21 protein-coding genes, 6 pseudogenes and 1 other annotated feature are annotated in these 20037 nt (G+C 39.0%); of the genes and pseudogenes, 12 read left to right on the top strand and 15 right to left on the bottom strand.

Going from position 1 to position 20037, the window contains the following annotated elements:
- A pseudogene (locus FTU36_RS15050) lies at positions 1-126 on the bottom strand (helix-turn-helix domain-containing protein); the annotation flags it as partial.
- 177 nt (positions 127-303) lie between these two features.
- Between FTU36_RS15050 and FTU36_RS15045 the strand changes: the two are divergent.
- Positions 304-1523 (top strand): IS3 family transposase gene (locus FTU36_RS15045; protein ID WP_159153816.1). Its coding sequence is split into 2 segments (ribosomal slippage): positions 304-580 and positions 580-1523, totalling 1221 coding nucleotides; the frame shifts between segments, so codons are not numbered across the junction.
- Positions 579-695: a sequence feature (AL1L pseudoknot), on the top strand. Its footprint overlaps the gene before it by 117 nt.
- Before the next feature lie 121 nt (positions 1524-1644).
- On the opposite strand, the gene istB (FTU36_RS15040) is transcribed toward FTU36_RS15045, so the two are convergent.
- Together istB (FTU36_RS15040) and istA are read right to left on the bottom strand one after the other, a co-directional pair.
- Complete coding sequence (gene istB, locus FTU36_RS15040) at positions 1645-2418, bottom strand: IS21-like element ISAba8 family helper ATPase IstB (protein ID WP_159153815.1); 774 nt, start codon at positions 2416-2418, stop codon at positions 1645-1647.
- Positions 2418-3437: an IS21-like element ISAba8 family transposase gene (gene istA / locus FTU36_RS15035; RefSeq protein WP_159153814.1), complete on the bottom strand. Its 1020-nt coding sequence runs from the start codon at positions 3435-3437 to the stop codon at positions 2418-2420. The genes istB (FTU36_RS15040) and istA overlap by 1 nt, the downstream gene beginning before the upstream one ends.
- Positions 3438-3957: 520 nt before the next feature.
- On the opposite strand from istA, the pseudogene FTU36_RS15030 reads away from it, so the two are divergent.
- A pseudogene (locus tag FTU36_RS15030) lies at positions 3958-4329 on the top strand (ISNCY family transposase); the annotation flags it as partial.
- A gap of 75 nt (positions 4330-4404) precedes the next feature.
- Here FTU36_RS15030 and FTU36_RS15025 read toward each other — a convergent pair.
- Positions 4405-4725: a hypothetical protein gene (locus tag FTU36_RS15025; protein WP_127800962.1), complete on the bottom strand. Its 321-nt coding sequence runs from the start codon at positions 4723-4725 to the stop codon at positions 4405-4407.
- Complete coding sequence (locus FTU36_RS15020) at positions 4725-5006, bottom strand: type II toxin-antitoxin system RelB/DinJ family antitoxin (protein ID WP_127800960.1); 282 nt, start codon at positions 5004-5006, stop codon at positions 4725-4727. The genes FTU36_RS15025 and FTU36_RS15020 overlap by 1 nt, the downstream gene beginning before the upstream one ends.
- Before the next feature lie 156 nt (positions 5007-5162).
- Between FTU36_RS15020 and FTU36_RS15015 the strand changes: the two genes are divergently transcribed.
- A complete protein-coding gene (locus FTU36_RS15015; RefSeq protein ID WP_163143575.1) occupies positions 5163-5546 on the top strand; it encodes a transposase in 384 nt (127 codons plus the stop codon).
- Complete coding sequence (gene tnpB, locus FTU36_RS15010) at positions 5543-5878, top strand: IS66 family insertion sequence element accessory protein TnpB (protein ID WP_004780063.1); 336 nt, start codon at positions 5543-5545, stop codon at positions 5876-5878. Before FTU36_RS15015 ends, tnpB begins: the two co-directional genes overlap by 4 nt.
- Positions 5879-6126: 248 nt before the next feature.
- On the opposite strand, the pseudogene istB (FTU36_RS15005) reads toward tnpB, so the two are convergent.
- The 4 genes and pseudogenes from istB (FTU36_RS15005) to FTU36_RS14990 form a co-directional block, all read right to left on the bottom strand.
- Positions 6127-6381: pseudogene (gene istB / locus FTU36_RS15005) on the bottom strand (IS21-like element ISAba8 family helper ATPase IstB); the annotation flags it as partial.
- Positions 6382-6434: 53 nt separating this feature from the next.
- Positions 6435-6775 (bottom strand): annotated as a pseudogene (locus FTU36_RS15000) (transposase); the annotation flags it as partial.
- Positions 6776-6810: 35 nt separating this feature from the next.
- Positions 6811-7901, bottom strand: a pseudogene (locus FTU36_RS14995) (IS3 family transposase).
- 98 nt (positions 7902-7999) lie between these two features.
- The gene (locus tag FTU36_RS14990; RefSeq protein ID WP_127800924.1) at positions 8000-8545 is read right to left on the bottom strand and encodes a DNA-binding protein; all 546 of its coding nucleotides are present in this window, start codon (positions 8543-8545) and stop codon (positions 8000-8002) included.
- Between the two features lie 105 nt (positions 8546-8650).
- Here FTU36_RS14990 and FTU36_RS14985 point away from each other — a divergent pair.
- From FTU36_RS14985 to FTU36_RS14960, 6 genes and pseudogenes are all read left to right on the top strand, one after another.
- Positions 8651-9136, top strand: a pseudogene (locus FTU36_RS14985) (IS3 family transposase); the annotation flags it as partial.
- Positions 9137-9428: 292 nt separating this feature from the next.
- On the top strand, positions 9429-9752 hold the full coding sequence (locus FTU36_RS14980; RefSeq protein ID WP_104505828.1) for a transcriptional regulator: 324 nt from the start codon (positions 9429-9431) through the stop codon (positions 9750-9752).
- Positions 9733-10047 (top strand): DNA-binding transcriptional regulator, encoded by a 315-nt coding sequence (locus FTU36_RS14975; protein ID WP_104505827.1) that lies wholly within the window; start codon positions 9733-9735, stop codon positions 10045-10047. The genes FTU36_RS14980 and FTU36_RS14975 overlap by 20 nt, the downstream gene beginning before the upstream one ends.
- A 38-nt stretch (positions 10048-10085) precedes the next feature.
- Entirely contained in the window at positions 10086-10400 is a 315-nt protein-coding gene (locus tag FTU36_RS14970) for a hypothetical protein (RefSeq protein WP_104505826.1), read from the top strand.
- A gap of 544 nt (positions 10401-10944) precedes the next feature.
- Entirely contained in the window at positions 10945-11373 is a 429-nt protein-coding gene (locus FTU36_RS14965; RefSeq protein ID WP_000877730.1) for a hypothetical protein, read from the top strand.
- 207 nt (positions 11374-11580) lie between these two features.
- Positions 11581-12192: a recombinase family protein gene (locus tag FTU36_RS14960; protein WP_015060246.1), complete on the top strand. Its 612-nt coding sequence runs from the start codon at positions 11581-11583 to the stop codon at positions 12190-12192.
- A gap of 189 nt (positions 12193-12381) precedes the next feature.
- On the opposite strand, the gene FTU36_RS14955 is transcribed toward FTU36_RS14960, so the two are convergent.
- The 6 genes from FTU36_RS14955 to mobQ all read right to left on the bottom strand — a co-directional run bounded on the left by FTU36_RS14955 (position 12382) and on the right by mobQ (position 18980).
- Positions 12382-13266, bottom strand: coding sequence for an Mph(E) family macrolide 2'-phosphotransferase (locus tag FTU36_RS14955; protein WP_000155092.1), 885 nt, complete (start codon positions 13264-13266; stop codon positions 12382-12384).
- Between the two features lie 55 nt (positions 13267-13321).
- On the bottom strand, positions 13322-14797 hold the full coding sequence (msr(E), locus tag FTU36_RS14950; protein WP_000052512.1) for an ABC-F type ribosomal protection protein Msr(E): 1476 nt from the start codon (positions 14795-14797) through the stop codon (positions 13322-13324).
- Between the two features lie 670 nt (positions 14798-15467).
- Positions 15468-16010: a plasmid replication DNA-binding protein gene (locus tag FTU36_RS14945; RefSeq protein ID WP_004896925.1), complete on the bottom strand. Its 543-nt coding sequence runs from the start codon at positions 16008-16010 to the stop codon at positions 15468-15470.
- Between the two features lie 66 nt (positions 16011-16076).
- Entirely contained in the window at positions 16077-17006 is a 930-nt protein-coding gene (gene repM, locus FTU36_RS14940) for a replication initiation protein RepM (protein ID WP_068553070.1), read from the bottom strand.
- Positions 17007-17208: 202 nt separating this feature from the next.
- Complete coding sequence (locus tag FTU36_RS14935) at positions 17209-17442, bottom strand: hypothetical protein (RefSeq protein ID WP_068553069.1); 234 nt, start codon at positions 17440-17442, stop codon at positions 17209-17211.
- Between the two features lie 101 nt (positions 17443-17543).
- The gene (gene mobQ / locus FTU36_RS14930) at positions 17544-18980 is read right to left on the bottom strand and encodes a MobQ family relaxase (protein ID WP_107111964.1); all 1437 of its coding nucleotides are present in this window, start codon (positions 18978-18980) and stop codon (positions 17544-17546) included.
- A gap of 208 nt (positions 18981-19188) precedes the next feature.
- Between mobQ and FTU36_RS14925 the strand changes: the two genes are divergently transcribed.
- Both FTU36_RS14925 and FTU36_RS14920 read left to right on the top strand, forming a co-directional pair.
- Entirely contained in the window at positions 19189-19455 is a 267-nt protein-coding gene (locus tag FTU36_RS14925; RefSeq protein WP_088749624.1) for a mobilization protein, read from the top strand.
- Positions 19456-19472: 17 nt separating this feature from the next.
- A complete protein-coding gene (locus FTU36_RS14920) occupies positions 19473-19904 on the top strand; it encodes a hypothetical protein (protein WP_039090891.1) in 432 nt (143 codons plus the stop codon).
- Positions 19905-20037 lie beyond the last annotated feature (133 nt).

Below are 20037 nucleotides of genomic sequence, written 5' to 3'. Positions count from 1 at the left end.
ACCTTCAGAAAGCCAGAGAATAGTTTGGGCACGTTGTCTTTCACGCCAATGTTTTGCATGCTTGGCCAGAAAAATGAGTCGTTCTCGCTGTTCTAAACTAAGTGGTACAGAAACAATTCGAGGCATGGGTGAACATCTGTTAACTAAAAAAACTTTTTCGCATGATTAGTTATTTTTGTCAACTTACCATGTATAAGATAATTGATATTAGTCTCTATTATTGATCTAAAAGGGAATTGTCCAAAGAACTGAATGAACCGTACCGGGTTTGTCGGAGAGTCAATATTCTGAGAGACTATCCCGATGACAAAATTAAAATATACCCCTGAAATCAGAGAAAGAGCGGTTCAATTATTGATTGAATCCGAGAAAGATTATCCATCGAATTGGGCTGCAATCACAGCAATTGCGCCTAAGATTGGTTGTACTCCTGAAACACTTCGTGCCTGGCATCAAAAGCATTTAGATCAGCAAAATCCTATTAAAGTACAACAGATATCTGACCAAGAAAAAATGAAGCAAATGGAACGTGAAATTAAAGAATTAAAGCGTGCCAATGAAATTCTACGCAAAGCAGCCGCTTTTTTCGCCAAGGCGGAGCTCGACCGCCCACACAAATAATGGTGGATTTCATCCATAACAATAAAGACTTATATGGTGTTGATGCGATTTGTAGGATTTTACCGATCGCAGCTTCAACCTATTACCGGACTCTAGATCTCTGCGAAAATCCAGAACATCGAGCAAAGCGAGATTTACATGACTTGCATCATGCTGAGGAGATTAAACGAATTTGGAAGGAAAGTTCAGGTCGGTATGGTGTACGTAAAGTCTGGCAAAAACTGAAACGTGAAGGCTATATTATTGCACGCTGTACTGTTGCTCGATTAATGAAAAAGCTAGGTATACAAGGTGTTTGGCGAGGTAAGAACAAACAAACCACCCGTAGCCGAGATGACCAAAAACGAGCAGATGATTTAGTGAAACGTAATTTTACTGCTGATCATCCTGACCAACTGTGGGTCAGTGACTTTACGTATATTCAAACAAATTCAGGCTGGGTCTATACCGCCTTTATTATTGATGTGTTCTCACGAGCAATTGTTGGCTGGAAAGTATCTACACGAATGAATACAGATATGGTGCTCGATGCATTAGAGCAAGCATTGCATGATCGAGGCATGCCAAAGAATGTGATTCATCATTCCGACAGAGGTGTGCAATATCTTTCTATTCGCTATACCAATCGTTTAGAAGCTGCAAATTTACGAGCATCAGTCGGTACAACTGGTGATTCATACGATAATGCTCTGGCTGAAACGGTGAATGGCTTATACAAAACAGAGGTGATTGAATATTTAAAAGCAGATTGGCAAGGTTTAGCAGATGTACAACTTGCGACACTAAACAGGGTAGATTGGTTCAATAAAAAGCGTGTACACAGTGCACTGGGTTATGTATCGCCTTTTGAGTTTGAAGCAATGTACTATGATAAGATTAACCCGTTAGGTCAGGTGGCCTAACTTAAATAAAAAAGTCTCCGACAAACCCGGTACGGTTCAATTTCTGGAACCAGAATTCATACCAAAATTTAAGTGCGAGCATTGTCAACGGCATTCTAAAATTGACCCCTTTGATCTCGTATTAAATTTCAACCTGGGGCTGAATCCCAATTCTTTTTTTATCCTTCAAACGATAACTCTCACCCGATATTTGTACCACATGACAGTGATGCAGCAACCGATCTAACATCGCAGCGGTCAACGTAACATCATCCGCAAACGACTTAGACCATTGGCTAAAGGGTAAGTTACTCGTCAATATCGTACTGCCTTTTTCATAACGCTTGGCAATCACGTTAAAGAACAGATTCGCTTCTTCACGTCCAAACGGTAAATAACCAATTTCATCGATAATCAGTAACTTTGGTCCCAGTACCGCACGTTGCATATAGGTTTTCAATTTACCTTGCTGATAGGCTGTACTCAGTTGCAGCGTGAGATCGGCGGCGGTAATAAACTTGGTTTTGACATTGTTCATGATGGCCTTATAGCCTAATGCCATAGATAAGTGCGTTTTCCCTACACCGCTAGCCCCGAGAAACACCACATTTTCTGCTCTAGCAATAAAGCTCAGGTTGAACAACTCGACCACCTGTGATTTGGGAGCACCCAGTGCATAATTAAAATCGTAACCTTCCAGCGTTTTCACTTGAGGCAGGCCTGAGAGTTTCATCAGGACCTGCTGGCTGCGCTGTTGCCTGGCAGCATATTCATGCGTCAAGATAGCTTCAACAAAGTCGGCATAACTTCCATCTTGACCTAATGTTTGTTGTGCATGATGTGACCATTGTGATGCGATGGCAGGCAGATTGAGCTTTTGGCAAAGTTGCTCTATACGGTCGTATTGCAGATTCATCAGGAAACTCCCAGCAACTGGTCATATACCGATAAGGGATGCTGCAAACTCTCGTAGGGCATGACATGCTGTGCTGCTGCAACAGGTACAGTGCTAGAACCTGTATCTGATTGCGGTAATGGCGTAAATTTTTGCTGCTCCTGTTGCAGTCGAACAGCCGGTTTTTCTTGCGTGGTGGCATGAATCCGCTGATTGGCGGTTTCATGCAGCCACCGGCCAATGTGGGCATTGGCGACATCAACATCTAACAGTAAACCCGAAGTCTTCAGGCTTGCTTTCAATGGCACAATAAAGCTTGATTTGAGGTATCCATTAAAGCGTTCAACTTTGCCTTTGGTCTGTGCACGGTAGGGCTTACATACGCGAGGACGAAAGCTGTATTTCTTGGCGCAGTCGAGCAGTTTGGGATTCCATTTATGCTGCCCCTCCTGATAGGCATCCCGTTCAATCATGATCGTTTTAGCGTTATCAAACAGGATTTCTTGAGGTACTCCTGCAAAAAACTGAAATGCATTTTCTAGACCATCGATCCATGCATCCGTACGTTCATGATCATAAAATTTCACGAAAGTCGCTCTGGAATACCCTAATGTTGCGACAAAGGCTTTTAAAGTCGTGTTGTTGCGTCGAATTGTCGTGAAATCTACCTGCATTTGTTGGCCAGGTTGGGTTTCAAAACGAATGATCGGTTCCGGTTGAGCAACTGGTTTTAATGTTGCAAGATATTCCCTCAAGATCCTGATCTTTCCTGGATATCCCAACCCTAAAATTTCCTGGTAGAGCACAACAGCAGGAATCCATTCAGGATGAGCTGCGTTTACACGTTGGAGTAAATAGGGTTTATATGGGTCAAGGATACTTATTCTAGGCTGTATACGCTGATACTGAGGTGTGGTGTTTTGCCGTAAATATTTACGTACGGTATTTCTGGACACCCCCAGTTCACGACTAATGGCTTTAATAGATTTACCTTGTTGATGAAGTATTTGGATTGTCACTGCTTGCTCCAAAGTTAACATGTTGAGCAGTCCAAAATGACCGCTATATTAACCAAGGGGGTCAGTTTTTAAATGCCATTAGGGGGTCATTTTTACACTGCCGCTAACAGCATATCTGATTGTTGGGTAGCTACACTTTGAAATCTCAAAACAGATAAAGAATAGAGTAATGGATAAAGACATGCCGTTGTAGTCGAAGCATTGAACAGCACAACAATTCGATTTTGAGTTGAATGCTTTTTTGAGAGTTTGATTGTCTTTAAGAAGAACATTACACAATTGAAGAACTAAATGAAGTAAACACTATATAGACTTAAATAAAATTAGCCTAGAATTATTTTTTTAATAAGTCATTGTTTTATATATTGTTTATCTATAAACACAGAGAGTTATGAACTTAAAGTACTATGTACTTAATTTAACATAATCTATATTATACGCAATTGGCATGTTAGAACCCATTCAAAATGTCTATATTCTCACCAATAAAAATGTCTAGTTTATGATGGCTTAAACATCATGGACTGGATATGAAATATAGATGCTGATCACTATGTCTGACAAAGAAATTCAACGTCTTGCTGTTCTGCAAGACGTTCGAGATCATCGTATTACCCAAGTCCGTGCTGCTGAAATCCTTAATCTTTCAACCCGTCAAATTACCTGGTTATTATAGAAGCTCAATCAAGATGGTGTTTCAGGTATGGCGCATGCCAGTCGTGGTCAACCTGGCCATCGTCGCCATGATGATTTATTAAAATCAAAATGTCTTTCCATTATTTCTGAACATCTGCTGGGATTTGGATCTACCTTGGCTCATGAAAAGCTCACTACCATTCATGGATTCGATATTTCAGTGGAAACACTACGTTCCTGGATGATTGCAGCCAATTTATGGATTCTGCGATCCAAGTGCAAATTCTTATTTAATGATCATTAAATTTTGTGCTAACTTGGACAGATATTATTCGGCTAATTGGACAAACAGTTATTGTTCTTTAAGATGATTAATTAATCGCTCATAGTCATTTTTAGAAAGTTTACCAATGTAAGTTAATTTTGTTTTATCAATTGGCAACTGATATGTCTGTACGGTATCAATCCATGATTTTTTACTTAGTCCAACCGATTCCCAATCTATAATTTCAATATATTTACGTTTAATAAAATCAGATTTATTGTCATATTGACTACTTAAACGGAATACGATGTAGTCTTTTTTTGTTTGTCGAATATATAAAACAGGGCGAGTTTTGCCATCTACTATATCTGTCAAACCAACATAAGCCCAATACAAATCCTGTGCCATTAGTACCCACCATCATCGTTTAAAAATGCTTGAGCAGATTTTGTATTAGATACTTTTACACTTGGGATATTATGGCTAAGAGCTATGAGCTGTGCTGTATTAAAATCATCATCACTTATTTGATTGCTTACAGGGATTCGACCTGTTTTGGCTATTTCAGCCATGACCATACTAAAAACAGATGCAGGGGTTAGCCCAACTTTTTTAATAATGTACTCTGCTGATTCAGAAATAGCCTCATCCACAGAATATTGAACTCTCTTTTTTATTAGCTTAGACATTTAACACCTCTCAATCTTGTTAAGGCCATTTAATGCCATAAAATGGTACAAGGCAAGTGAGTAGTAAGTGGTAAGCATCCGGCTAACACAGCCTTACCAAGCGATCCTATAAGCCTTAATTTAGTTCCCACCTAAAAACAAGTGGGGACTTAATCCATGAACATGGATATATATTCAGCAACACCTCCTGTTGCTAAAAAACGCAGAACATACAGCAAAGAATTCAAACTCAGTATTGTCAATGCCTGTAAAAATCCTAATACCTCGATCGCTTCGGTCGCACTGCAACATAGTATTAATGCCAACCTTGTCAGTCGTTGGATCAGGATCTTCAGCCATCATGATGGTGCCGTGCAGGATCCTACTCATGTGAATCCAGCATTTATTGCTTTGCCTTACACTGCTGCAATCAGCCAACCTATTGATGAGAGGATCACGTTGTGTATCACCGTGCCTCATACGAATAATGATATTCAGCTAAAATGGCAGACATCAGAAATACCTGTCTTGGCAGAATTACTCAAGGCACTTGCAACATGATCCGCATTGATGAAATCTGGTTGTCTACTCAGCCCATGGACATGCGTGCAGGTATGGATACGACCATGGCTCAGGTGGTGAGAGCCTTTGGCTACATCAAACCGCATTGTGCTTACCTGTTCTGTAATAAACGTGGCCATCGCATGAAAGTGTTGGTACATGATGGATTGGGCATCTGGCTGTGTGCCCGGCGGCTGGAACAGGGCAAATTTCACTGGGCTCAAGTTCACCAAGGTGAAACCGTGGCCCTCAGCCCGGAACAGTTACAGGCACTGATCCAAGGTTTGCCCTGGCAGAGAATTGGATTGCAGCAAGTGGTGAATATGCTCTAAACCAAGCTCGACCATTCTGCCATCCTCCAAACGTTCTATTTCATTCTTCTCATGACCTCAGGCATACTGCGGTCATGAATACGCTGCCTGACTTAAGCCAACTGACCCATGAACAACTGCTGGAATTCACCAGACTGAACCGTACCAGGTTTGTCGGAGACTTTTTATTTAAGTTGTCAACGGCATTCTAAAATTGACCCCTTTCACCTTACAAATGGCAAAGTAAAATTGACCCCTTTGATCTCGTATTAAATTTCAACCTGGGGCTGAATCCCAATTCTTTTTTTATCCTTCAAACGATAACTCTCACCCGATATTTGTACCACATGACAGTGATGCAATAACCGATCTAACATCGCAGCGGTCAACGTGACATCATCTGCAAAGGATTTGGACCACTGGCTAAAGGGTAAGTTACTCGTCAATATCGTACTGCCTTTTTCATAACGCTTGGCAATCACGTTAAAGAACAGATTCGCTTCTTCACGTCCAAACGGTAAATAAAGAGATGGATCCGGAAATTTGAACAACTTCTATAAGTGATATTCCGCTCTAGTTAAGCCACCTTGTTTTGTTGGGGTAGCTGATCATAGTAAAACTCATTGGGTGTCATTTTGTCTAGACTCGAATGAGGTCGTTTCAAATTATAAAACTTGAAATATGCACTCAATTGCTTTTTTGCATCTGTGACACTGCTATAAGCTTTGAGATACACCTCTTCATATTTAACGCTCCGCCATAATCGTTCAACCATCACATTATCAATCTATGAGCAGTATACTGCGCAAGTTTACCATCCATACTGATTTGAATGCCATTTGATTTCAATACATCAATAAATGCATCACTCGTGAACTGACTGCCTTTGTCTGTATTAAATATTTCAGGTGATCGGTAATCCTCCCATAAATAACCGAAGTTAAAAGTAGAGGTTAAGCAGCCATTAGAGGTGGCTTTCCTTTGTTAGCTTGATGTGGTCTTTCATGGTTGTAATGCCACAACCAGTTTGTTGCATAATCTTGTACTTCATCCAAAGTATCAAATAAATGCTTGCTCAGCCAACTATAACGTATAGTCCGATTATAGCGTTCAATATACGCATTCTGCTGTGGCTTACCCGGTTGAATATATTCAATACGAATACCGTGCTCAGTAGCCCAGCGCACAAATTCGTGACTGATAAATTCGGGACCATTATCGCATCGGATCACTAACGGTTTTTCTCTCCACTCCAGCAATTGATTCAACGTACGAATAACCCTGATTGTGGGCAATGAGAACCCTGCGTCAATGGCTAGGCCTTCGCGGCGGTAATCATCAATCACATTCAATAATCGAAACTTGCGACCATCGGAAAGCTGATCATGCATAAAATCTAATGACCAAACCTGATTTTCTCGGATTGGTTCTTTCAATGGTTCAGGCGCATGCCGTTTTAGTCTTCTTCTCGGTTTAATACGCAGATTCAGTGCCAACTCACAGTAAATGCGGTAAACCCGCTTGTGATTCCAGCAGCAACTCTCAACATGCCGTAAATACGAGAAGCACAAACCAAAGCCCCAATCGGAATTTTCCTCAGTGAGTTCAATGAGCTGTTCAGCAATGAGTGCATTGTCATCGCTGAGTTTGGCTTGATAGCGGTAGCAGGTTTCACTAATGCCAAATGCTTTACAAGCCAAACGAATACTAATGGCATGCTGGGCAACTGCCTGTTGTGCCATCTTACGCCGGCAAGATGGCTTTACCCTTGCGCAGCAGTGCTGCTCATTGCCATCGCTTCCTGGATGATTTCGGCCTTTAATCGCTCTTCCGCATACATCTTTTTAAGTCTGGTATTTTCGGCTTCTAGCTCTTTCAGTCGAGCCATTAATGATGTATCCATACCACCATATTTGGCACGCCATTTATAAAAGGTAGCATTACTCATGCCGTGTTCACGGCAAAGGGTCGCTACAGGTGTGCCAGATTCTGCCTGTTTCAAGATGGACATGATCTGACTGTCAGTAAATTTAGATGTTTTCATGCAGAATCTCCTGCTCGTATCTTAAGAGAAAATTCTACTTTTAGATCCTATTATTTTTAGGGGGGATTACCAGCCTTCATCGTCAGTTACTTGTCTTTTTACATTGTAATCTGTTTTTCTAATTCAGCTATCCGTGCATTTGCATTAGTGAGTTGTGATTCCACATATTTGATCGAGCCTGATTTTTCGAGTAGCTGTTCATATTTGGCTTGCAAGGCGTTGTAGTCTTCTTTTGCCTTATCTGTACTAGCAAGAGCGACTTTCAGCTTGTCGGTGGTGTCATCAGTTTGTTTGACCTGTTCATCAAGTTTGATTTGCACCTGTTCCAGTTTTTCTGTGGTATCTGCAAGCTGCTTTTCCAGTTGTTGCACTGTTTCCGCATATCCGCCTTGTACTGCATCAATCCGTTCTTGCAATAGGGTTGCAATGACTTGTGACACGGTAACAAGTTCCGCATCTTTCAGAGTTTTTGCCGTAGTAACGGCTGCCGCCAGTTGCTCTTCAAGGATCTCTTTGCGGTATTTGTTGATAGTGGTCTTTGAGCCGCTACCAAGAACCGCAAGGATATTATCGTTAGTTGGGTTTGAGCCTTGTGCTGCAAGGGATTCGATGGCTTTTGCCACATCTGATTTAGTGATTGCCATGGGTTTACTTCCTATTGTGTACTGTACTGTATCGTATTTTAGTACATTACAGTACAGTACACAATCGATATTTTTTATGAATTATGACTAGCTAAAACTCACCCGTATATTCAAACCAATTCAGGTTGGGTCTATACCGCCTTTATTATTGATGTGTTCTCACGAGCAATTGTTGGATGGAAAGTATCAACACGTATGAATACAGACATGGTGCTCGATGCATTGGAGCAAGCATTGCATGACCGATGCATGCCAAAGAATGTGATTCATCATTCCGGCAGAGGTGTGCAATATCTTTCCATTCGTTATACCAATCGTTTAGAAGCAGCAAATTTACGAGCATCAGTCGGTACGACTGGTGATTCATACGATAATGCTTTGGCTGAAACGGTGAATGGCTTATACAAAACAGAGGTGATTGAATATTTAAAAGCAGATTGGCAAGGTTTAGCAGATGTACAACTTGCGACACTAAACTGGGTAGATTGGTTCAATAAAGAACGTGTACATAGTGCACTGGGTTATGTATCACCTTTTGAGTTTGAAGCAATCTACTATGATAAGATTAATCCGTTAGGTCAGGTGGCCTAACTTAAATAAAAAGTCTCCGACAAACCCGGTACGGTTCAGAGTGCTAAATTTTTAAATACAGAGCTTCTGACATTGGGATAGATTTCCCAAAAGTAGTCATGGTGAGTACTCTGTATTGATTGCCTGTACTGATGTTTCAGTTTTTTCATTGTTCCTCCTAGGTAACATTACCTAGAAGGGATCCTCTGCAAAATAGTACATCGTCTTTAATCCTGTGAACTAAGAATTATCATTTAAAAATACCACAAAGTAGTATAAAATAAACTACTACAAGGTAGTATGAATGCAATCAATGTATACAATATGTGAGACTCCATTATTTACTAAATACTGTCTTGTTTATTGGACTCAGGAAGAATATGAGGAATTCAAAACATTCTTAGCATTAAATCCTGAAGCAGGAGATGTAGAGCCTAATGCAGGTGGTATTCGTAAGATTAGATGGACTAGCGGTGGTAGAGGTAAAAGTGGTGGTGTCAGAGTCATCTACTTTAATCGTTTAGCAAATGGAGAGATTTGGTTATTAACCTTGTACAGTAAAAAGCAAACTGTACAGCTTAGTAAGAAGACTCTTCAAGCATTAGTGGAGAAACTAAATGACTCGTTTAATGACTGAAAAAGAACTTGAGGCTTTTGAAGCAACTAGGGATATTGAAGCTGAAATATTACAAGGCATCGACGATATGCTTACTAGTAATGCAGCGAAAAGAACCGTAATCACTGAGACAGATGTAGCGTTAGCTCGTAGAAAGGCTCAACTAACACAAGATCAGTTTGCTAAGATTCTTGGCGTATCAAGACGTACTCTTGAATCATGGGAACAAGGTGCGAGAAGACCATCAGGAGCAGCAACATCCCTTATTCGATTATTTATTGTTGATCCAAAATTTGTAAAAGAGAGTCTGGCTTAATTTAGACAGCTCTCTACTATATTTATTTAAGGTTTTTTATGAAGCACTTAGGATTTGTGGGAAAAAGTACTGAATATTTAGGGTATACCCATATTGAAATTATCAATAGCTCATTACGCTTATCTTTCAATATTCCATCAACAAAAGATCTAGAAGAAACCTTTAAAAAGATAGTCGAAAATAACTATGATTTACTCATGGAAACATCAGCAGAAATCGAGTTCGAATTAGAAAGTGAAACGCTAGCAAAGATAGAAACCATCATAAAAGAAAAAGGGATTGAACTTGATGAGTTTGTTCAAAATGCGCTGATTAAACTTATCAACCAAAATGAATTGGCTAAGACTGATTAGACCTTAAATGCAGACAATAAAAAACCCCGGCATCCTGCCGAGGTTTTTTATTGGAACTTTAGGTCTGTGCTGGCTTAGTGCTTGTCGTATCTGGCCCCATCCTGGTGCTCATTCTTTGTAATTCTAAGGAACTTCCTGTTCCTGACCAATTAATCATATGAAAATTCTACTATTCCGAATAGCCGCAAAGGACCGGAATTTACGTAAGCTAAAGCGTACAAAACAGCCTAAGTTTTATCCACAAGAAATGGGGATAATTTTGAACATTCACGCATTGATAAAATTTAAAAAATCTCAAAATCGACTACTTTTTAAACAAATTTATTGGCAAGAACTATCAAAACTGCTCATAAAAAAGCCGATTTGTTTCAAAATCGGTTTTTTGGGCATTTTTGGATTTTTCTTGTTTTATTAAGTATCTGATATTTATATTAATATACAAGTGTATTGCGTATAACCACCATTATGTTAAATAGAATCAAAAAACCTCCAATAAAATCGTTATAGTATTATTATTTATTGAGTAGATAAGAGAATTAAATTAGTGAAATATTCAAATGAAAAAATAGTAAAAGCTCTCTTACTTTCTCCTTTACCACTACTTTTTTTCACAGCAGTCCTGTTTATCGTAATGAATCAGGAATACAGCCTATACTCGATTTTAGTGGTTCTTGTAGGGCACGGTCTTGTCTACTTGGCTTATTGTATTTTGACTGTACCTTTCAGCTTCATATTCTCAATTCTTTTAAATCGTTATAACAGTCTTAATTTATTAACTATCTGTATTGCCTCTATAATTATTGCTACTCCATTTTTTATTCTTTTTGGATGGAGTCACACAGGAGAAATTTCGAAAGAGTGGTGGAAGATGTATACAGATACATGGACTATCTTTATGGCTCTATTTCCTGGCTTATGTTATTGGCTATTTCTGATTAACCTAAAAGATAAGAAATCAAAGAATATTGAATAAACCATTGCATAGAGATTCTTAAATTTCCCTAAAATTAACATAATACACGTTATACGAATTCCCAAGGCATGGCTTCCAGTCATGCTTTTTTTATCAAAAGACTATACCTGAATGATAGCGAGCCAAATCGCATACAATATCTATCATTAGACTTAATGCAATAATTAAATGATAGTATTATCATTAATCTAATAGAATTAAGATTAAATGATAGAAATGAATACACGTATTTATCTACGAGCTTCAACTAAAGATCAAGATGCAGAAAGGGCTTTGCAGATTCTTCAGGATCTAAACCAAAACTTGAATTTGGGTGAAACCATTGTGTACGTGGAAAACTATAGTGGTACGAAGTTAGACCGACCTGAATTGAATAAGCTACTGTCAGAAGCAAATCAAGGTGACACATTGTTAGTTGAAAGTATTGACCGCTTATCACGCCTAACCCAACGAGATTTTCAAGAGCTGAAGCGCAGGATCCAGGAGAAGGGACTTCGTTTAGTCGTAGCAGATCTTCCTACTACCTACCAAATGATTCAAACCAGTGACAGCATTACTCATTCAATCTTGGAACTCATCAACAATATGTTGATTGATCTTCTGGCAACAATGGCCCGCCTAGACAATGAGAAACGTATAGAACGTATTAAGCAGGGCCTGGCACGTTCGGGTTACAAACCAACAGGCAAGAAGGCAAATGAGGCTAAACATAAACGAATAAAAGAATTGCTAGTAGTTGGCAATATGACTAAGGAAGAAATTGCCAAAGCAGTGAATTGTGGAGTTGCAACTGTCTATCGAGTTGCTAAAGTTATCTAAAAGAGGCTTATCTCAACGCGCCCCCAATGGGGCACCGCTGCATTCAGGTTACTTCACATAAGAAATTTTATGTTAAATGATTGTTAGAAATGCCCCTTGATCGAGGCATTTTCTATAAAGAATACTAAAAACTAATTAAAGCCAACCAAGTTTCAAAACAAGGCAGTTCTCAGCAATCATATTTTTAAATTATATAACTCCCAACTGAGCTTTTGCTCCAACGATAAGGCTTTCATTTTGAGTTTCTAAGGCAAATAAACCATACATCAAAGGAGAGGCCGCTGCTCTTTCTAAAGTCTGTTCATATAGTTTATTCCAAACTTTACCCCCTAGTTTTTCATACTCGATGATTAGAGTTTTGAGGCTTTCTTCTCCAAACAAAGTTACATGCCCAGCAAAATCAATCGCTGGGTCATCTATATGGGCTGTTGACCAATCAATAACGCCTGAAACAGCTCCATCCTTTGAAGCTAGTACATGCCCAGCATATAAATCGCCATGTATAAATTGGGTGAAATCTGCCCATAGAACATCATTATCCAACCATTTTCTGTAGCGGGTTTCCAATTGCTCACTTATACCAATTTCAGATTTTACTAACTGCAAATTGTTTGCTATTTCAGGTCTTAAATCTGAAGGTTTCATAATTTTCAAATCATTTTCCCGAACTTCTTTTTCAGGAATACTATGGATTTCAAATAAGGTTTTTGCCAAAGATGTTATGTATTTCGGGCTATCTTTGTCCATATTCCAAATTATTTCATAGGTTTCAGCATCCAAATTTAAAACAGGATTATCTTTAAGTATGGGATAAGCCACTAATTCTGTAGATGAAATTCTCCAATCAGGAACCTCTACAGAAAGATGTTTTTTTACCAATTCTAAAATGCGTTTTTCTTTCTTGATTTGTTCCCTCATGCCATCACGACGAGGAATACGCAGCAACCATTGTTGCCCCTTTGTATCAAGAGCAAAAACGACCTTAAAATCAATGCCCATTTCATTGAAATTCATTTTGTCCGTAAGCAACAAGCCGTGTGCTTCAGCAAGTGATTGAATATCTTGAATTGTCATTTTTAATTTCCTTTAAAGAGTTCAATAATTAATGTTCGGATTAGATTGGCTATCATTAACAATCTCTCTCAAAAGTCTTGATGATTTTGTGGTCTTTGATCTCGTAGATAATGTCAGCAATATTATCGACCAATTGCTTGTCATGAGATACGAAGATAATAGTTCCTGCATAGGACTTCATCATTGTTTCTAATGCGGCAATACTTTTTAGGTCAAGATAGTTTCCTGGTTCATCCATAAGCAAAATATTATATTTTCCTAAAAGCATTTTGGATAAAAGCAGTTTGATGATTTCACCTCCCGATAAGTCGGATAAGTTTTTTTGAATATCATTCGCTCCGATCCCCATTGAAGCCAATACTGCACGAATTTCCGCAACTGTGTACTCGCACTCTTCCTGCATAAAGGAGAGCACAGATTTATGCGTGTTAAATTTATATCCTGTTTGTGTAAAGTAGCCAATTTCAGCTTTTGGAGATATGGTTAATCCATCAGCACGTTCTGATATCATTTTTAACAAGGACGTTTTCCCTGTTCCATTCGATCCAGTTATAGCGACTTTAGCGCCAAGCGGTATTATAAAGTTAGCGTCATCAAAGATAGTACGGCTACCAAATTTTAAGCTCAGACCATCTGCCGTAATCGGGAACTTATTGTGCAGTTCTAGGGCTGAACTTTGACGAAAACGAATAGAACGCAAATGCTCTGGTGCTTGAATATCTTCTAATGCAGCCAAACGCTTTTCCATACTCTTAGCTGCCTGATACAGTTTTCTTTGCTTGGTGCCAGTCATTTTTGCATGCCCAAGTCGTCCAGCACTTTCGGTAGAGTTTTTGGATTTTTCTCCTTTTTTCTTATTGTCTAATCGATTAGCTTGCTGGCGTTTTTCTTGCACAGCAGATTCTAATCGCTCCCGTTCCTTCATCATCAGCTCATATTCTACGGCTTGGTGTTGTCGCTCTTCTTCTTTTTGACGCAAGTAATCCGAGTAACCACCCCAATATTCCGTAATTTTACCGTCTTTTAACTCCCATATCTTGTCTACAACCATATCAAGAAAATATCGGTCATGACTGATAACAAGTAATGCTCCATCAAATGCTTTAAGTTGACCAATAAGTAGATCTATTCCATTGAGATCAAGGTGGCTGGTTGGTTCATCCGCTAGAATGCCATGTACTTGTTGGGAAAATGCGGCAGCAATTTTTGCACGAGTTTCCTCTCCGCCACTCATTGTGTCGTTTTGTACATTGGAAACACCAAGGCGAGATAACATTGCCCGGTCTTCGACCGTTTCTATTTCGATTCCGCCCAGTTGGCTGATATGTGCAAAATCACCAAAACGCTGTAATGTCGCTTCGGCTAAAACAATTTCGCCATTAAGTACTTTGAGTAAACTACTCTTTCCTGCTCCGTTATCACCCACAAGACCAATACGGTCATAAGAGTGAATTTCCAATTCATCAATATCCAAAACATCACGCCCAGCATAATCCAAGCGTATGTTTCTCGCTTTAATAATTAAACTCATTTTTATTTACTCCTGTTTAGCTCTTGAAATTTTTTATGCAGCAAACAGGATTTAGGTGAAAACAAAAGCTAGCATCACAGTGTCCTCCCAAAAAAAAAGCTATTCATCCACAGGGTGGACAAATAGCTAGTCAATTAAGTTATAACTGGAAACTATGCACTAAAAGCATACTTATAAATTAAGCATACTTTTACTTTATATATCCGCATATATTCTTAAAGACACAACAAAAGCCCACCATTATAAAATAGTGTCACTATGCAAATAGTTGTGTCTTAACGAATGCGGATAGAATGCATAAACTTACCTAAAAAATAAAATTCAGTTTTATGATAACTTTACTGTTAAAAGAAGTCTAGACAACCTTGTTTTATGCTTGGATATAAGGCTTATTTTAAAATAATAGTAGTGAAGATTTTCTAAAATTAACATAATACACCTTATACGAAATGCTTGATATTTCTCTTTAAATATCATTATATTAACGTAAGCCGTTCTGGAGTATAGGGCACCAGAACGGCTTTTTATTGATTATTCATGTTCCACGATCACTAATTGAGCGATGTTCCACGGTTTTATTCAGTTTTAATAAACATCATCCGGTTTTTTGAGGAGTCATTATTTCAAGTGCTTGCACTGAAATTGGCTCTTCAAAAAACTGGAGTCTTGGCTAACCATATGGAAGGAAAAAGCGGCTTAGGAAGCCTCTCTTCTTCTGTTCTGGTTCAACATGCTCCGGGATAGGAATACGCTTATTGTCTTGCTGAGGAGTAGTCAATTCGTCATAGTTCGTTGCTAGTTCCGACCGAGGATCCGTTGCTATATCCTGTTTAAAGCTCTGATCGGTAAAGGTAGTCATATTGGCTTTTGGTGCTTCTAGTAAGCGCTGCATAGCTTCAATCTGTTCTTGATAAAACGATTCACGTTCTAAAGATTGATTTTCTCTCTGTATTGCCTGATTTAATTGTTTTTCCAGTATGTCAACTTGACGTTTTAGTAAGTCAACTTCTGTCAAGTTTTGACTGTTAATTGATTGACTTTGATTGACTGTATCCTCTTTTTTTTGTGGTTCCCCAAAAACTCTTAGGGCCTCTGAAAAGTCAATTAATCCATCAGATCCTTTAGATAAATTTCCTTTGTTTATATGTGCATATATGGCTTGTCTTGAATATCCATAAAGCTTAGCTAACTCTGAAACTGACAGTTTTTTCATTATGTAAACCAGTTTTCAACTTGTGTTAATACCTGACTGTTAACTTAACAATTTCAATTAACAATGTCATTGAAATCCTAATTTTCTGAGTAAAGGAAGTAATTCCTTAAATTTCTCTGCATCTTGCAGCATGGCAGCTATACGTACAGCAAACTGCTGATAGCTTTCTGTGCCTTGTGAATATTTACTCATCTCAGGAAGCTCTGAGAGCTTGTTGGCGAATAGATGGCGTTGTTTATCTGTTATTTTTGAAAAGAGGTCTAATGTATTCGGATCTCTTTTAGATTCGACTGAATGCGTGGCTGATTTTTTCTGTTTAAAGCTAAATGAAAAACCAGTAATAGATCTACCTGTTTTATGCTGTTCAACTTTGACAATAATATCGGTATGTTCATTTACTTGTTTTAATGCAATGTCTAAAACATATTTTTTAAAATCATACATTCGTTTGTATTCAGTCTCGAGTACACCTATTTTTTGTCTAAAATCATACATAGTTATGAGAGGCGTTTTTCCAGTACTACGCCATGCAATCAATATTTCATATAAACGAACAGCATAAGCACTTGTTAAATTACTTATTTGTTGTATTTCATACTTTGTAAATTGTTCTTCTAACCTAGTAATTAAAGGCACAATAGCAGGGGCAAAAATAAGTCTAACGACAGCTTCATTATCAATATAAGCCACCTCGCTCACCCATCTTGATTTGTGATTAATAGTGTTACCTTTTTCACTAAGACTCTGATAACTGAATTGTCTTGCAAACAAGTCATCGCAAGCATCTTTTAACGCCTGATAAGCCGTATTTCGATGTACACCAAACTGATTAATATAACTTTCAGCATGAACTGTTAGTGGATCATTAGCATTTATCCCTTTACCCGATTCCCTTGCTTCAACAATAGCTAGGAGAATTAACCTCTGTTCAACTAGATCGAGGTTATAACTGGCATTGATTAAGGCGTTATCTTTAACAACTAGTTCTGTTTTCATATGAAAAGATTATATTTTTAATTCAATAAGACGAGGTTATATAATTATCTCGCTTAATGCAAGGTAAACCTCGTTTTAATGCAAGGTAAACCTCGTTTTAATGCAAGGTAAACCTCGTTTTAATGCAAGGTAAACCTCGTTTTAATATCTCTAGAACCATTATGAATAAAGGATTACAGCTTAATTAAAAGCATTTAAAAGCTTAAAAATAATTAAAAGCCCAGGGAGTAAAAAATTGCCCTTGGTTTTCGCTTCGCTCAAACTCTATTGAATCTCGCTTTCGCTCGATTCGTCGGGGCAATTTTTGGTTCATATTTTCGTGAATTTGAGAAAAAGCAAAAGCAAGATCAAAAGCAGCTCGGAATTCGCTTCGCTCATGAGCTTTTTTTCTCGCTACGCTCGGTTTAGGAATCAAATTTGGAAAGTTCGCACCCATTCGGGATGCTCTGTAAAGCAGGTGATTGATGGATAGGGAGCTTGTAATCAGGGAAAGGGATGGGCAAATTTTCTCAGTTCGCTCGTAGACACTCGCTCTGTTTAGCGACTCATGCCACGAGATTTCATTTTAGGCGCATGTTGCTGTGCTTTGAGCTGTTGTTCCTGTCTGAGTTTCATCTGTTGTTCTGCTTTGATCTCATCCACACATTTTTTAATGACTTGATAGGATGGGTATAGAGTCTGGTATTGCTTGGCTTTGGCTGGATGTTGTTGTTGGTACTGCTTCCAGGCATGTTCTTTGAATTTGTCATTTTCCAATAAATCCTTCACACCATGTTTTTTCTGGTGTTCATGCTGACCTTTCAGCTTTTTGTGCTCCTGGTAAATCGCATCACGTTGGGCTTCCCAGGCTTTTTTTCCAAACAGTAAGGGTTTGTTCTGAGTTAATTCGTTGTGTTGATCGACCAGGCTTTGCAATTTGTCATGACTTTGCTTGAGTCCGCTTTTCACGATCTCCTGGGCAAGCTGCTGATTGAACTCATTTTGATGTTTGTGGTGCTTGGTCAGGGTTATTTCGGCTTGTTTGAGATTACGCTGCATGAAATCCAGGTCTAGATTCGCGTCTTTTGCGCTGATTTCGCGTTTTAGCACTTTGCCAAGGGTTTCCCTCTGTTTTTCCTCAAACAGGGCTTTTTCGTCAATTGGTGGCGTTTTAGCGCTATTTTTGATTTGGATCTGCTGTTCTGTTTTCAGTGTGCTGAGTTTGATCTCATTTTCAGCAATCAGCAGATCCATATTTTTGCTGTATTGCAGCTGAGCCTGATTTCTCTGTTTGATTTCGTCATTGCTTCGGCTGATTTCGGTCTCAATCCCTTTTCGGCGCAGTTCGGTGACTTTCGGCCCTTCGTGCAGCGTGGCTTCTAAACCATTCTCCTGGTCTTTGTAGCTGCGGTGGTCGACTCGGGCAGTGTATCCAGCCAGATCCAGGTGCATATTGCAGATATCGGCAAAGTGTTCGCGCCAGTGTTCGATTTCTCCACTGTGTTTCTGATCCAGTTCCCGGGTTTTCTCGGTGAAGCCTTCCTGAGTAAGTTTGCGTGTGCTCATCAGGATATGCGCGTGATAATTGCGTTCATCACTACCAGATCCAGTATGCGGTGCATGAATACAGGCATCGACGGCTACCTGGTGTCTGTCCACGATACTGGCGCATAGCTCTTCGAGCATGGCCAGGCGTTGTTCCTGATTTAATTCACTTGGAAAAGCGATTTCAAATTCTCGGGCAACTGTCGAGTTTTTTCGGGTTTCCCGTTGTTCAACTTCGTTCCAGAGTCTTTCCCGGTTTTTTAAATGTTCTGGTGCGCCTTCGGGTAAATAAATTTCTTTATATTCCACACCTGTTTTTCGGCTGTAATCATGTTCTCGGCCCTCACGTTCACAATAGATCTTTTCACCTGCCCGATAGGCAATCGCAGCAGTAGCGGAACGCCCTGCTGATCGTGCTACGGTTTTGACTGAAAAGTGGTAAATCGCCATGCCTATTTTCGCTTTTAAATTTTCACGTAGTGAAGTACAACCGTGGATACGGTTGTCGGGGTATTGGGGAGACCCCAATCGTACTTGCAAACGAAGTTTGCATAAGTGCGCTCTTCGAGGAAAACATTACTATACATATAGCACCTTGAATGCATATTCAAGTGCGCTTATGTTAGGGATGGTTTCCCAGGATGATGGTATTGGATTAATGAGCGTTACTGAAACACTAGACAGCAAAATCAAAGCACAGGAAGAAAAGCTAAAGCAGTTAAAGGCTCAAAGACAGGCAGCACTGGCAAGAGAACGTGCTAAAGAGAAAGAACAAGCTCGAAAGGATGATACCAGACGCAAAATTTTAATTGGATCCTGTATGCTAAAGATCACTGAAGATGATGAACAAGCCAGAGCTAAATTAATTGCTCAGATGGATAAGTATTTAACAGATGAGCGTGACCGAAAGCTTTTTAATTTATAAATTTTGAGGGATAAGTAGTGGAAGATCCAACACTTAATAAGTTAATACGTAATACAGAATTATTCTTCGAACATCACTGGAATGTAGACCTATTAGGAAAGCCTCCTGAATGGTCACCAGTACATTTTAATTTTGGAAAAATTCCTAATTACGATAAACAAGGTGTATATGCGTTTGTCAAAGGGGATTTAGTGACTTATATCGGTGTTGGGACTTCTAGAGGTGCTGGCCGTTATCGTGGTAATGGCTTAAGCGCCAGGGTAATGAAATATTGCCGATGGAATGAAGATAAAACTGAATATATTGCGATAGATCCAAGACTGAAAGATGCTGGATCCATCATTACAATAGGCTTTGAGCGTGATACGGCTTATTTAGCAAATGCCCTAGAAGTTTTTCTTATCTCTAAAATCCAACCTGTCCACAATGTGGTTAAAGTTGGTATGTAATTTCGCATAAGAAATTTTATGTTAAATGATTGTTAGAAATGCCCCTTGATCGAGGCATTTTCTATAAAGAATACTAAAAACTAATTAAAGCCAACCAAGTTTCAAAACAAGGCAGTTCTCAGCAATCATATTT

Origin of the sequence: Acinetobacter sp. YH12096 (genome assembly GCF_013419215.1) — a bacterium.
GTDB lineage: Bacteria > Pseudomonadota > Gammaproteobacteria > Pseudomonadales > Moraxellaceae > Acinetobacter > Acinetobacter amyesii.
Note: the sequence above shows the minus strand (reverse complement) of the source record. Positions and strands in the feature narration are given on the sequence as shown.